Raw genomic sequence first — 13,012 nt, forward strand, 5'->3', positions numbered from 1 at the left:
AATAATGCAAAAAAAAAGCAAAGAGTGTAAAAATGCACAAAAAGATTGACTTCCGCTTTTTTTCTGCTATAGTTCATGAAGAGTTCCGGATTTCCCGACAGTTCCGCCATAAAAGAGGTTGTTTATCATGAAGAAACTCGAGGACATTGCCCGTCTGACGGGCTATTCCATCGGTACAGTCTCCCGTGCCTTGAACGGCTCCAGAAAAATAGCAGAAAGCACTCGGTTGAAAATTGTGAAACTGGCAAAAGAATCCGGGTATCTGCAAGGTACCCATACCGTGGCGGTGTATTTTCCGAACTGGCATTTTGCCGGCTATTATCACCGCATTATCGAGGAGATCGGTACGCTGCTCCACCTTTCTGGATATCAGATGAAACTTTTCTCCCAATATGAGATAGAATTGATGGAAAACGACAATCCATGCGCGGTGGTTTCCCTGGCGGGCTCCAACGGGCTGGAACAGCTTTGGGGCCAGAAGTCAGACAAAACATTGATCTGCGTCAATACGGAGCCCAATCATCTGGATGGCGTATATTCGGTTGCCTCCAACGACCGGCAGGGAATGGAAATCATGCTGAATCATCTGTTTTCGCTCGGCCATCGTCGCATTGGGTTTCTGGCGTTGAACAGTCAGCTGGAAAAGACGACCAATATCAACAGTTCAAAACGGAGAATCCAATATTTCCATGAGTTTCTCCGATCACACGGCCTCCCCGGCGACTTGACCGCCGGATTTCAGGATGACAGACGGGACTTTCTCGATGCCATAAACAACTTGGTGAAAAAAAAGGTCACGGCGATCATTACGAACGTCGAATTTGATTCCATGAAAACCCTCTACTACCTGGGACAGCTTGGAATACGTGTTCCGGAAGATATCTCCCTTTGCGGATGGCTCGATGAAAAAGAATTTTTCTGCCATCCATCTATCACAGGCGTGGAGCATGATTACAAGCTTCTGGCACAAAATATCCTCGTCATGCTGAACAAACTGATTCACAAGGAACCGGTCAATGGAGATATTCTAGTCGATTATCTCTTTCATCTTCGTCACAGCACCAGCAGGATAAAAAATCCGAGCGGAACACAACATTGCCACCCCGATGTGAATCATAGTTTATGACCATGTTTGTGATGGAGTTCTGGCCGAGTTGCTTCGCCGTGCCTTGCGGAGGAAAACGATAACTGCTTCGTGAGCCTTCCTCTGCCTCGTCTTCTTCTTCGGAGCAGGCGGCCTCACTCTCCAGAGAGGCAGAGAATCGACGGAGAGAGCTCCCGGGGGGGAGATTCCACAGAAAGCACCGTTCCGTTCAGCGTCTCCGCCTGGGGAAATTGTCTGCCCGGCTACGGTGCGGGCTGTTCCCCGAAAACGGTCCAGAGTGCGGTGACCGGCACGCCGTCAGGACGCCGCCAGTGCGCTTCCCGAATCAGGCCGCGACGGAGAATTTCCGGCCGGGTCGAACCCGGCGGAAGGTTCCGGATCAGCGTCTGGCAGGCCAGCTCGGCCGGCTTGATCTCGAAATTGCGGCGGAGAATGCCGAAATGTGCTTCGCGAAGGATTCATCCAGATCGCGCCGGGAATCAGTGAGTGGAAGAATTTTGAAACCTTCCCGCTGATCGTCTTCGAATAACCGGGATTGTCCGGAGCACCCGGCGGATTCCGCCGGGGGCCCCGAGCCGCCGCGCCGCAATCACGGCTCCTCCCGGCCAATCCGCTCCCGGACGCGGTCGAGAAACAGCGCCGCCGCCCGGGAAAAGATCTGATACTTCTTCCAGACCAGACTGGAGCCGGATTCCAGCGTCGGCCGGAACGGCCGGAAGCAGAGGGCGCCGCCGGTCACATGCCGCGACTCCAGTGTCAGCGCGCACCCCATGCCCCGCTCCACCAGCAGCGAAGCGTTCTGAATCAGATTGTGGACGGCCACCACATTGAGCTTGTCGAACGCTTCGCCGAACCATTCGACATAGGGGTTGCGGACCGACTGGTTGCGCGGCTCCCGCCGGGAACAGATCAGCGGCTCTTTCCGCAGATCCTCCGGGGTGACCGCCTCCTTGGCCGCCAGCGGGTGATCCCGGCGCATCAGGGCTCCCCAGCGGTCTTTGACCGGCAGAGTGACGCTGTCGTAGCGGGAGATGTCCACCGGCTGAAGAAGCACGCCGAAGTCGAGCAGTCCGTTGTCGAGCCGCTCCATCACATCGCCCGCCACCGCCGTGTAGAGATGACAGCGGATGTCGGGGAACTCCTCATGCAGTTCGCAGATGACGTCCGCCACCAGCTCCATGGCGCGGCTCTCGCCGCCGCCGATGTGGATGTCGCCGGCCACATTTTCGCCGATGGAGCTGAATTCGGCCTCGGTTTTCTGCACCATCGCCAGAATCTCTTCGGCGCGTTTGCGCAACAGCATCCCTTCCGGCGTCAGCGAGATGTGATGGGTCTCGCGGTTCAGCAGTTTCTGCCCGAGCTCCTCCTCCAGATCCATCAGCTGGCGTGAGAGGGTCGGCTGGGTGACGTGAAGATACCGGGCCGCGCGGGTGAAGCTGTTCTCCCGCGCCACCGCCAGAAAATATCGCAGCAGTCTGAGTTCCATGGTTGGATTCCTTCCGGGTTATGGGGATACCATACCATTTCGATCTATGCTTTTCAAGCATCAATTATCATAAAAAGAAAGTATTTGTTATTATTTGATTTTGCATTACATTAATTTTCAGAAAGAGAACAGCCGGGGCAAACGAGGTGGACGATGAAAAGCTGTGACGAAAAAGAGATACTGCTCCTGCGCAATCTGAAGGACGCCGGATGCGGCGTCGCGATGACGGAGCAGGTTCTCGCCTGTGAACGGGAGGCGAAATTCCAGGGGGAGCGCCGGCTTCTGCTGCGGCAGAGGAGGGCGTTGCTCCAGAAGATCCACGCGAATCAGAAGCGGATCGATTGTCTCGATTTTCTGCTGCATTCCGTGGAGGAGAAACTTCAATCAGAAAAAGGAGAGACGGTGAAATGATCGGAAAGGCGATGGTGTGTATGATGGCGGCGGCGATGGTTTCCGGTTTCGGGTGTTCCGCGGAGGAGCGGAGTGTCGCGTCGAAGGTGTCGGCCGAACCCGGACGGGTGCTGGTCGCCTACTACTCCTGGGGCGGCAACACACGGTTCGCGGCGGAGAAGATTCAGCAGCTGACCGGCGGAACTCTGTTCGAGATCAAACCGGCGGACCCGTATCCGTCGGACTACAACGCCTGCGTCGAACAGGCGAAACGGGAGTGCCGGTCGGGATTCAAACCGGCACTTGCGTCGAAGGTGGAGAATTTCGACCGCTACGATGTCATTTTCGTCGGCACGCCGAACTGGTGGAGCACGATGGCGCCGCCGGTGCTGACGTTTCTGACGAGCAGTGATTTTCGCGGCAAGACGGTGATTCCCTTCGTCACCCACGGCGGCGGCGGAATGGCCCGGTGTGAGCAGGATATGCGCAAGGCATGTCCGCAGGCGTCGTTTGTCCGGGGCGGCGCCTTCTCCGGCAGCGGCATCCGGAATGCGGAAGCCGCGCTGGCGAAGTGGGTCAATGAGGTGTTTTCGAGCGGAAAGTGAGGCACATCATGCGTAAAATTTCCTTTTGGAGCGTGATCCTTGTGTTTGTTTTTACCATGCAATTTCTGGAGGCTGCTGATACGATGAAACCGTTGGAAGACAAAGAACAGAAACTCGTTGAAATCGCCATGTACACCGCCCGGGGGAATATGCCCGGGCTGAAGGGGGCGCTCCGCGCCGGACTCGATGCCGGCTTGACCGTGAACGAGATCAAGGAAGTACTTGTCCAGCTCTACGCCTACTGCGGTTTTCCCCGCAGTCTGAACGCCCTCGGCAGCTTCATGGCGCTCCTGCAGGAGCGCGAAACGAGCGGGATCAAAGACGCTCCGGGGCGGCTCCCCGGCGCACTCCCGGCGGGGAAGAGCGTCGATTTCGGCACGGCGAATCAGACGAAACTCTGCGGCGCGCCGGTCAAAGGCGCTCTGTTCGAGTTTGCGCCGGCGATCGATGAATACCTCAAGGCGCATTTGTTCGGCGACATTTTCGGCCGGGACAACCTCGACTGGCGGACGCGGGAGCTGGCGACCGTCGCCGCACTCGCCGCGATGGAGGGGGTGGAGAGCCAGCTCGCCAGCCACATCGCCATCGCGAAGCGCAACGGCGTCACGGAGGCGCAGATCGCCTGGATTCTGGAGAATGTGAAAAGCCGTACGCTGAGCGCATTTCCGCGCGGCGAAGAGAACACGGCCTATGCGAAATATTTTGTCGGCAAATCCTATCTTGCGCCATTGACGAAAGAGAAGCGGCTCAACGTTCCGGTCTCCAACGTCACGTTTGAGCCCGGCTGCCGCAACAACTGGCACCGCCACACCGGCGGTCAGCTGCTCATCGCGGTCGGCGGCGTCGGCTTCTACCAGGAGCGCGGAAAGGAGGCGCGGAAGCTTCTGCCCGGCGACGTGGTGGAGATTCCGCCGGATGTCGATCACTGGCACGGGGCGGCGCCGGAGAGCTGGTTTGCGCATCTCGCAATCGAGTGCAATCCGGGAACCAACAAGAACACCTGGCTCGAACCGGTTTCCGATGCGGAGTATCGGGCGGCAACTGCCGGAAAGTGAGAAGGAGCCTGACGGCAATGAAACGGATCCGGAGCATATTTTCCGCCATACTGCTGGCCGCCGCTCCGCTGGCGGCGGAGGAAACGGCTGCGGGCAATCGGATTACGCCGGAGAGCATCGTCCGGCTCTCGCGGATTGAGGTCGATCCGGCCCGGCTCCCGGAGTATCTTGCGCTGGTCACCGAATGTGGACGGGAATCCATGGCGAAGGAGCCGGGCGTCTATATGATGTACTCGATGCAGGAGAAGGCGCGTCCGGAACGGATTACGATCCTCGAGATCTACGCGGACCGCGCCGCCTATGAACGCCATATTCAAACGCCGCATTTTCAAAAGTACAAGCGAACGACGCTGGAGATGGTCCGGAAACTGGAGCTGCTCGACCAGAATCCGCTCGTTCCGGAAATGAAGATGAAATGATGAATCTGCAGCCGGAGGAGAACTGTCCGCATGAATCGACGTGATTTTCTGAAAACCTCTCTGACGGCGGCAGCGGCGGCCGCAGGAAGCGTATTTCTCGGCGGCGCGCTGTTGAACGTCGCCGCCGCCCCGGCGGAACGGAAAGGACAAGGTGGAAAAATGAAAATTCTGGTGATTACGGGAAGTCCCCGGAAAAATGGAAATTCCAGCACGCTTGCGGAGCATTTCATCCGCGGCGCGGAGGAGGCGGGGCACGAAATCGTCCGTTTTGACGCCGCGTTCAAGGAGGTTCACCCCTGCATTGCCTGCAACAAATGCGGCATGAACGGCGAATGTGTCTTCAAAGACGATTTCGAATTTGTCCGGAAACACATTCTCGACGCGGGGATGGTGGTCTTCGCCACGCCGATGTATTACTTCGGCATCTCCGCGCAGATCAAGGCGGTGATCGACCGCTTCTATGCGATCAACGGCTCGATCCATGTGCCGAAGAAGGCCGCTCTGTTGATGACCTACGCCGACAACAACAAGCGCAAGGAGAAGGCGATCACCGACCATTACGAGGTTCTGCTGGACTATCTCGGCTGGAGCGATGCCGGGCAGGTGATTGCTCCCGGTGTCTGGCCGGTCGGCGCGGTCAACCATACAAAATATCCGGAACAGGCGTACTTGCTGGGAAAGAGCGTGTAACCATGGACCGGCGGGAGTTCATCAAGACGATCGGCGTCGCCGGCGGGGCGATGCTGGTCGGCAGGGCGGCCGGCGCCTCCGTCCGGAATGAAGCGGAGGTCCGGCGCGAAAGTTCCGCCGACCCGCTGCTCGCCGGCGTGTGCGACATCCACATCCACTGCCTGCCGGACACCCGGGCGCGCTGCATCGATGAGCTGGCGCTCGCCGGGGAGGCGAAACGGGCCGGATACCGGGCGCTGATGTACAAATCCAACGACTGGAGCTGTCACGACCGCGCCTGGCTGATCCGGCAGGCCCTGCCGGAATTCGAGGTGTTCGGCAGTCTCTGCATGAACCGTGTCCACGGCGACAAGGTCAACGTCTTTGCGGCGGAGCAGGCGCTCAAAACGACCGGTTCCCTCTGCCGCTGCATCTGGATGCCGACGCTCTCCGCGGCGTATCAGCATCGGTGCGACAAACTGCCCGGCCCGGGCATCCCGGTGCTGGATGACCGGGGGCGCGTCCTCCCCGAAGTGGTCCGGGTGATGGAACTCTGCGCCGAAGCGGACATCATCTTTGCATCTGGGCACAGTTCGCCGCAGGAAAGCCTGATTCTGGTGCGGAAGGCGAAGGAGATCGGCGTGAAGAAGTTCGTTGTCACGCACGTCAATTCACTGATCTGGAAGCTGACGCGCGACCAGATTCGGCAGGCGGTCGACCTCGGCGCGTTTGTGGAGTATTGCTATCTGCCGCGGCTCTGGGGTCCGGGAAGTGGAAATCCGCAGTTTGAACGGCAGAGTCGTGAGGAGTTTCTCCACTATGCAACCACCGTGCCGGAACGCAGTTTCATTTCTACGGACCTCGGCCAGCAGGGCAATCCGAATCCGATCGACGGCATGCGCACCTGCATCCGCGAACTGCTCGACGCCGGGATGCCGCCGCGGGAGATCGACCGGATGGTACGGCATAACCCGGCGTATCTGATCGGACTTCAGGAAAAAACAGGAGGGCTGGAAGCATGAATCGACGTGATTTTCTCAAATCGGCGGCGCTGATGGCGGCCGCGGGCAGTGTATTGGGGAAGGGGAGTGTCCTGAACGCGGCGGTGCCGCCTGCCGGAAAACCGGCGGGGCCGATTTTGAATTTCAATCCGCAGATGCAGTACCGCCCGATGGGGCGGACCGGGGTGAACGTCTCCGCGCTCGGGTTCGGGCTTCTCCGTCTGCCGATGCTCGCGGACGGGAAAACGGTGAATTCCGATCTGAGCGTCGCGATGATCCACCGCGCGATCGAGGGAGGGGTGAACTACATCGACACCGGGCGCGTCTACCTCGGCGGACAGAGCGAGGCGGTCGCCGGGAAAGCGCTGAAAGGCAACTGGCGCGAGCGGGTTTACGTCACCTCCAAATCCCCGTGGTGGATCATGGAAAAGCCGGAGGACTTCGAGAAGTTCTTCGATGAATCCCGCCGGACGATGGGGTGTGACGTCATCGACTTCTACCACATCCACATGATTATGCACCGCGGCTGGAAGGAGAAGGTGATTCCATTCAAACTGATCGACAAGATCATGAAGCTCAAGGAGCAGGGGAAGATCCGCTTCGCCGGTTTCTCGTTCCACGACCGTCTCGAACTATTCAAGGAGGTGGTCGAATCCGCACCGTGGGATTTCTGCCTGATCCAGCACAACTATCTGGATTATGAGTACGAAGCGGGCTGTCTCGGCCCGAAGTACGCCGCCGCCAACGGAATGGGACTTGCCGTGATGAAACCGGTCCGCACCGGACTGCTCGCTCATCTGCCGCCGTCCATGCGCGAGGCGCTCCGTTCGACCGGAATCGAAAAGCCGGACACCGAATGGGCGCTCGACTACCTCTGGGATATTCCGGAGGTCAGCGTCGCGGTGAGCGGCATGGGCGCGATGGCAGACGTCGAGGCAAATCTGCGCTACGCATCGAAAGCGAAGCCGAACATGCTCACTCCGGATGAACGCAAGGCGCTCGGGAGCGCGATCCGCGCCTTCCGGGAGACGCCCGGCCACATCGACTGCACCGGCTGTTATCAGTGCATTCCGTGCCCGCACAACGTGGCGATCGGCTACATTTTCGCCTATGTCTACAACAACTATCTGGTCCACCGGGATAAAAAGCGGGCCATTGCGGATTACACGGTCGCGATGTCGCCGATTCAGCGCGGAGCACCCGCCTCGGCGTGCGTGAACTGCGGAGAGTGCCTGGCGAAGTGTCCGCAGAAGCTCAACATTCCGGAACTGCTCGGCCGTGTTCGCCGGGAACTGGAGGGGGAGGCGCGTCCCGCTTTTTCCGAGTGTTCAGTCGATGCGCAGACGCAGATGAGGCGGCAGTACTCCGTCTTTTCCAAGGCGTTCAGCCATCACGGATACGGGTTGCAATTCTTCGCTCATTCTGGAGGAAATGATAAAATTGCAGATGGAGAAGAAGGTTTCCAATATATCGGTGGGGTTTTTCAGAAAATTCTTCGACGGCGGCTGGTATGACTCGGTTGACCAGCCAGCATACTGGAGGAAGCGGATCATCTTTCTTGCTGGCGTGAAAGAAAAACAGCCGGAAGTAAGGTATTTTCCTCTACTTCCGGTTATCAGGAACGGTATGCAGGAGATCAGTAGAAACGGATGTTTCTGATCCACAGAGTGGCTTCCGGAGTCTGCGGGCAGGAGCCGATTTCAAATTCCCGGATCGATGCGGAGTCTCCCAGGTTTTCATTCAGGAAAACGGTAAAGGTTTTCCAATTGGAATCCAGAGTATCGAAACTCCGTCCGGAGAAAACCTTCTGTTTCCTGTCGGTAATCAGATAAGCACCGTAGTATTTGTAACCGGCATCGGCGCTTGCTTTATCCGTGCGAGCCTCATAGGTCATGGCATAGCACCCTTTCAAACTCTCCGCCGGCAGCTTCAGTTGGTAACGCGGATACATCCAGCGATCCAGTACCTTGAAGGAGGCATCGATGCGGAGCGCGTTCTCCTTCGGATCATCGGAAATTTTCAATGTTCCGCTGCTCCAGGGTTTCCAGTCAGCCGCGCGGGGAGTAATTTCAAGTTTCGGCTGACTCAGGAGTGGCGGAAAATAGAAGCGCATGACCAGCGGCTGAGCCAGACTGGCGCTCTCGACTACCCGAAGCGAGGTGAAATTCTTGGCCGGGCACTTCAGTTGCCAGCGGAACACCTTCTCCGTCATCGGCGGCAAAGTTTCCGCAAGCTGTGCAGAGGATTCCGTAAGGAGGCCTTCGTCGGAAACATTCAGGCGGATTGTCTGCGGCCTGTCGGAGAGATTGAACGCGCGAATGACCAGTTCAAATTCCCGGGAGCGCATGATGTAACCGCTCCGCATCCGGGCCATCTTTTCAAATTCGGTGCGCAACAGGACCGGGCGTGCTGCTGGCCGTACCCGCCGGTCTGTCCGGAAACGGTTTCGGATCCGGGTGAGAACGGTCTGCGAATTGACCGGCAGCGGCGTTCCCGGCTGCAGCTCAACATAGAGGATATTTCCTGCGAAGTTGTAAGATCCGGCGGCATCCGGTTTCAGTTCGGCACCGTCCATCTGGAAGACAGTTTTTGCCGGAATCGTCCGCAGAGCAAGCGGTTTGTTTTTTCCGACTGGATCGCGATACATGACGAGGATTCGGCGCTCGTTATTCTCAAAAAGCAATGCCTCTTCGCAGCCCGGAATTTTCTCCGTCATCGTGCCGGCATACCGCAGGTTTGAGAGCATTCGCACAGCGGTAGCGTAGGCCGCCAGGGTGCGCTGCGGCGAGAGAGACCAGTCGAGCAACGAAAACACCTGATTGAAATTATAATCTTCCGGACTGAAATGCAGCTGGAACTGGAAGAATTTCTCCACTCCCATCGCCCGGGCATCGATCGCCTTCCGTACCGAGGCGTCGGCACAGGCCAGATCCTCGGCGACCACCGGTCGCGTGCCGCCATGATACCATGCCTTGCCGGATTCGGTGATCCACAGCGGCGGAACGTTACCAAGGGTAAATTTTTCCATCAACGAGGTGAGCAGATCGAGCCGGCGCCTCATCTCCAGCGGCTCCGCATAACCGTTGACTCCGAAGATATCGATGCTGTCGAAGTAGCCGTTTTCAACGAAGGTCTGCAGATACTCGGGGCGCACGATACAGGATTCGGCAAATCCGGAAAAAGCCATCCCGACCAGCGGCGTGGAAAGCGAACTGCTGTCGAGCAGATAGCGCATGTAATGCGCCATCAGAGAAATCGCATCCGGAGGTGCTGCAACGCGCTCCATATCCCACTCATTGCCCGCCTGGGCACCGCTTGCCTGAGCAGCATCGAGCTGGAGCATCTTCCGGAGAATCGGGGTGAACCGGGCATAGTCCAGCGGTAGAACCTGTGGCTGCTTCCGGGAAAAAATTCCCTCCGCTCCACACCACCCTGGAAAGTGCGCATAATACATCAGAATGTGGAGGCCGTTCTCCCGCGCCGCGTTCTGCGTCTCCTGGGCCAGATCGACATTGTACAGAAATTTGTCCGGAGCTGGAGCCTGTTGCCAGAGCGTGTCCATTTCGCGCAACTGACCGATGCCCAGCCTTCGCAGAAGGCGCATGTGCTGGCGAATGGTTTCCGGTTTTTTGAAAATGCCGTTCCGGTAGCGCGGCTGGCCCGGGCGGCTGTAAACCATGGAGGAAAAGACGGAGTTTACCCCCCAGTAGCCGTCTTCCTCCTTGTCAAAGGCGTCAAAGGCGTAGACTCCGATGCGTTGATTCAGTTCGGGAAAGAAGAGATCGGTCAGCCCCCGGGGAAAACTCTCCCGGATGTGCAGATCGCCCTTTTTTGCCGTGGCAGATCCTTTGCGGAACACTTTCCCTGCATAATCGCTCATCTCATAGCGGAGCGTCGCATTCTCCGGCATTCCTTTCAGCTGAAGTTCGATCACCGTCGGCTGATCCGGCGTAACGAAGAAGGTGTTCAGATCCCTGGGGAATAAATATTTCTGCGGCTCTTTGAACCCACCGGAATCGGCTGTCACCGGCACAGTGGCAAATGCAAAGAGGAGTAGTAACAGGATCAAAAAGCGTAATTTCATGATGGATTCCCTTTTGCTGTCGGTTGAACTTTCATTTTTTACGGAAACATTTCCGGAGGAGCTCCCGGAGAAAATCATCTGCCGGCGGTGATTTCCGTCCCGTCAAAGGTGCCCCAGAAATAGTTGGTTTTTTCTACACCGTAGTCGCCGTTCCAGGGGGCGACAAACGGAAATCCCTGATGCATTGCAATTTTTACATGGCCATCCATGTAGAGGACGTTGATCCCGGCAGAGGCACCGTGTCGCCAGAGATTCGGTTCAAAGGGAAACACCGAGCAATATTGCCCCGGAGTATTGCCCGGCCAGGCGCAACCGTTCGGCGTGTTGGCTCCGGAGTAGACCTGATAGATATCCATCATGACTCCACGGCGGGAGGGCTGCTTGATGGCTTTGGCATTGCGGCTTTCCAACTTCAGATTCAGCCCGTAATCGACCACGCCCTGCTGGCGCGGAATCGGCACCGAAGAAGGGCAATCATAGGGGGGCAGTGGCGTGGTGGCCTGCAGAACATCGCCGTAGACGATGCAGTTTGTCTTTTCAGAGCCGGGGTGCATGTAGACATAAAAGACATCCAGCCAGCCCCCGGAGTTGGTCCCCCAGTTGCTGAAGGCCGAGGGAAACCAGTCGCCGAAGTCGTTCATGTAGGAGAGAATGGTTTTCCCCTGCTGATTGAGATTGTTCTGGCAGCTGACGTCGCGCGCTTTCGCCCGCGCCTTGTTCAGCGCCGGCAACAGCATTGCCGCCAGAATCGCGATGATCGCAATTACGATGAGCAATTCAATAAGAGTAAATTTCTTCTTCATGGAGAACCTCCTTTGTGGTGGTACTGTCAGAGAGAAAACAATGGAATCCGCGATGAAGTGCGAGCAGGCAACCGTGCAGCAGTTGAACTACTCCAGCTCCGGAACAACAGGAGAAATCCACTCGCTCGAGTATTTTCTGAAGCGGAACAAGTTCGGCAGCAGTGAGTGTTGCGTTGTCGTCCAGCAGAACAGCAATGAGGCAGTTGCCGATGCTGCGCAGATAGGAGTTCGGTTCGGCATAGGCGTTTCCGAAGCAGGGATTCAGATAGGTTCTGCCGTCGAAAATCGCAGAGCGCCCATCGGTGGAGAGTGTCTGCGGCGTGAGTCGCATCGGCAGAAGTCGCCAGTTTTCATAGAGTGTTCCCCAGTCGCCGGAGAAGGAGAGCGCGGCCGTCAGCTGTTTCCGGAGAAGCGGCAGGGCGAAGCAGGTGACCTTCTCCATCGCGGAGGCAACGGAGTCGTGCAATTCGGGAAAGAGATCGCTTTCCCGGAAAAAACGCAGCGAGAGCTGTATCTGCGCGATCGGAATATCCCAGCCGCACTCCCGCGAGGTGACCTTGAGCGTTTCTTCTAGGCCGGGAGCGATGTAACGGTTCGTTGCGTCGAGCCAGTGGGTGTCACCAGTCGCCTCGAATGCGGCGGCATAGATCATGGGCAGCCGCAGCATTTCGTGTGCGCTGCATTGCCACATTTTCGATACGATAGCCCGACCGCCGTCGAGACGACCGAGGTCGTAGTCGTGTTCCGGTGTCACAACCTGTTCACAGTAGCATGCAACGGCGCGCAGGAGTTCCCGCGCCTGTCGGCGTGCCGGTTCCGGCGCGTCGGGGAATGCCCGTAGAAAGCGCCACACCCCGTAAACCGCAAGCGTGAACTGATCACGGGAAGAATTACTGTAACAACTCTTCCCGTCGCGCGGCGTAATGCCGCGTGCAATAAATCCGGTACGGCCGTGTACGGTGGCACAGCGGTGAATGCCGTTCAGCAGATGGCAGGCAAACGACGTTTTCTCCGGGGAGCTGCCTTCTTCCTCGCGACGGAGGCGCAGAATGTCAAGTGCAGATCCGGCGTTGAGCATGCAGTCCTCCATACCGGTGCTCCAGCCGCAGGGATTTGGGAAGCTCGCGGCAATCTCCTCCGCCGACGGCAGGTGATCGAACCGGTGATCCGGATTACGGTCGGTCACATAATCGTAGATCAGCTCCATTTCGGGGTGATACAGGCAGTTCTGGAGCTGATTCCAGAGGTGTACTACAGGTAACGGCCGGATGTTTTCTGCAAGTCTCAATCTGTTCCCTCTTGTTTTTTCGTTCTTATATTATTATAGTAAAAAAATAGAAAAAAACAACCATTTTTCCCCTGTTTATATTGTAAAAAGAGTAAATTATATTTGAA

12 protein-coding genes are annotated in these 13,012 nt (G+C 57.4%); 8 read left to right on the top strand and 4 right to left on the bottom strand.

The window, feature by feature from the left end; genetic code table 11:
- The first annotated feature begins 127 nt into the window (after positions 1-127).
- Positions 128-1,126, top strand: a complete 999-nt coding sequence (locus tag ACMLHG_RS08160) for a LacI family DNA-binding transcriptional regulator (RefSeq protein ID WP_417170187.1) — start codon at positions 128-130, stop codon at positions 1,124-1,126.
- 568 nt (positions 1,127-1,694) lie between these two features.
- Here ACMLHG_RS08160 and ACMLHG_RS08165 read toward each other — a convergent pair.
- Positions 1,695-2,591, bottom strand: a complete 897-nt coding sequence (locus ACMLHG_RS08165; protein WP_294435302.1) for a LysR family transcriptional regulator — start codon at positions 2,589-2,591, stop codon at positions 1,695-1,697.
- A 153-nt stretch (positions 2,592-2,744) separates the two neighbouring features.
- Between ACMLHG_RS08165 and ACMLHG_RS08170 the strand changes: the two genes are divergently transcribed.
- Genes ACMLHG_RS08170 through ACMLHG_RS08200 form a run of 7 tightly spaced genes read left to right on the top strand, consistent with a single transcriptional unit; the run spans position 2,745 to position 8,244 of the window.
- Positions 2,745-3,002 (top strand): hypothetical protein, encoded by a 258-nt coding sequence (locus tag ACMLHG_RS08170; protein ID WP_417170188.1) that lies wholly within the window; start codon positions 2,745-2,747, stop codon positions 3,000-3,002.
- Positions 2,999-3,586: a flavodoxin gene (locus ACMLHG_RS08175; RefSeq protein ID WP_295809060.1), complete on the top strand. Its 588-nt coding sequence runs from the start codon at positions 2,999-3,001 to the stop codon at positions 3,584-3,586. Before ACMLHG_RS08170 ends, ACMLHG_RS08175 begins: the two co-directional genes overlap by 4 nt.
- 56 nt (positions 3,587-3,642) lie before the next feature.
- Complete coding sequence (locus ACMLHG_RS08180; RefSeq protein WP_417170193.1) at positions 3,643-4,641, top strand: carboxymuconolactone decarboxylase family protein; 999 nt, start codon at positions 3,643-3,645, stop codon at positions 4,639-4,641.
- Positions 4,642-4,658: 17 nt separating this feature from the next.
- A complete protein-coding gene (locus ACMLHG_RS08185) occupies positions 4,659-5,060 on the top strand; it encodes a putative quinol monooxygenase (RefSeq protein WP_294435296.1) in 402 nt (133 codons plus the stop codon).
- Between the two features lie 30 nt (positions 5,061-5,090).
- Positions 5,091-5,750 carry a flavodoxin family protein gene (locus ACMLHG_RS08190; protein ID WP_295809058.1) on the top strand — a complete coding sequence of 220 codons (660 nt, stop codon included), beginning with the start codon at positions 5,091-5,093 and terminating at the stop codon, positions 5,748-5,750.
- Positions 5,751-5,752: 2 nt separating this feature from the next.
- Positions 5,753-6,751, top strand: coding sequence for a DUF6282 family protein (locus ACMLHG_RS08195; protein WP_294435293.1), 999 nt, complete (start codon positions 5,753-5,755; stop codon positions 6,749-6,751).
- Positions 6,748-8,244, top strand: a complete 1,497-nt coding sequence (locus tag ACMLHG_RS08200; protein WP_417170189.1) for an aldo/keto reductase — start codon at positions 6,748-6,750, stop codon at positions 8,242-8,244. Before ACMLHG_RS08195 ends, ACMLHG_RS08200 begins: the two co-directional genes overlap by 4 nt.
- A gap of 122 nt (positions 8,245-8,366) precedes the next feature.
- Here ACMLHG_RS08200 and ACMLHG_RS08205 read toward each other — a convergent pair whose 3' ends face one another.
- The 3 genes from ACMLHG_RS08205 to ACMLHG_RS08215 all read right to left on the bottom strand — a co-directional run bounded on the left by ACMLHG_RS08205 (position 8,367) and on the right by ACMLHG_RS08215 (position 12,905).
- Positions 8,367-10,814: a hypothetical protein gene (locus ACMLHG_RS08205; protein ID WP_417170190.1), complete on the bottom strand. Its 2,448-nt coding sequence runs from the start codon at positions 10,812-10,814 to the stop codon at positions 8,367-8,369.
- Between the two features lie 74 nt (positions 10,815-10,888).
- On the bottom strand, positions 10,889-11,617 hold the full coding sequence (locus tag ACMLHG_RS08210; RefSeq protein WP_417170191.1) for a prepilin-type N-terminal cleavage/methylation domain-containing protein: 729 nt from the start codon (positions 11,615-11,617) through the stop codon (positions 10,889-10,891).
- Positions 11,592-12,905 (bottom strand): hypothetical protein, encoded by a 1,314-nt coding sequence (locus ACMLHG_RS08215; RefSeq protein WP_417170192.1) that lies wholly within the window; start codon positions 12,903-12,905, stop codon positions 11,592-11,594. The genes ACMLHG_RS08210 and ACMLHG_RS08215 overlap by 26 nt, the downstream gene beginning before the upstream one ends.
- Positions 12,906-13,012 lie beyond the last annotated feature (107 nt).

Source organism: Victivallis sp., from assembly GCF_048170485.1.
In the GTDB taxonomy this organism is placed as follows: domain Bacteria; phylum Verrucomicrobiota; class Lentisphaeria; order Victivallales; family Victivallaceae; genus Victivallis.

Excerpts from the sequence above, each read along its gene's own strand:
- ACMLHG_RS08160 (WP_417170187.1), top strand. The coding sequence starts at position 128 with ATGAAGAAACTCGAGGACATTGCCCGTCTGACGGGCTATTCCATCGGT.
- ACMLHG_RS08165 (WP_294435302.1), bottom strand. The coding sequence starts at position 2,591 with ATGGAACTCAGACTGCTGCGATATTTTCTGGCGGTGGCGCGGGAGAAC.
- ACMLHG_RS08170 (WP_417170188.1), top strand. The coding sequence starts at position 2,745 with ATGAAAAGCTGTGACGAAAAAGAGATACTGCTCCTGCGCAATCTGAAG.
- ACMLHG_RS08175 (WP_295809060.1), top strand. The coding sequence starts at position 2,999 with ATGATCGGAAAGGCGATGGTGTGTATGATGGCGGCGGCGATGGTTTCC.
- ACMLHG_RS08180 (WP_417170193.1), top strand. The coding sequence starts at position 3,643 with ATGCAATTTCTGGAGGCTGCTGATACGATGAAACCGTTGGAAGACAAA.
- ACMLHG_RS08185 (WP_294435296.1), top strand. The coding sequence starts at position 4,659 with ATGAAACGGATCCGGAGCATATTTTCCGCCATACTGCTGGCCGCCGCT.
- ACMLHG_RS08190 (WP_295809058.1), top strand. The coding sequence starts at position 5,091 with ATGAATCGACGTGATTTTCTGAAAACCTCTCTGACGGCGGCAGCGGCG.
- ACMLHG_RS08195 (WP_294435293.1), top strand. The coding sequence starts at position 5,753 with ATGGACCGGCGGGAGTTCATCAAGACGATCGGCGTCGCCGGCGGGGCG.
- ACMLHG_RS08200 (WP_417170189.1), top strand. The coding sequence starts at position 6,748 with ATGAATCGACGTGATTTTCTCAAATCGGCGGCGCTGATGGCGGCCGCG.
- ACMLHG_RS08205 (WP_417170190.1), bottom strand. The coding sequence starts at position 10,814 with ATGAAATTACGCTTTTTGATCCTGTTACTACTCCTCTTTGCATTTGCC.
- ACMLHG_RS08210 (WP_417170191.1), bottom strand. The coding sequence starts at position 11,617 with ATGAAGAAGAAATTTACTCTTATTGAATTGCTCATCGTAATTGCGATC.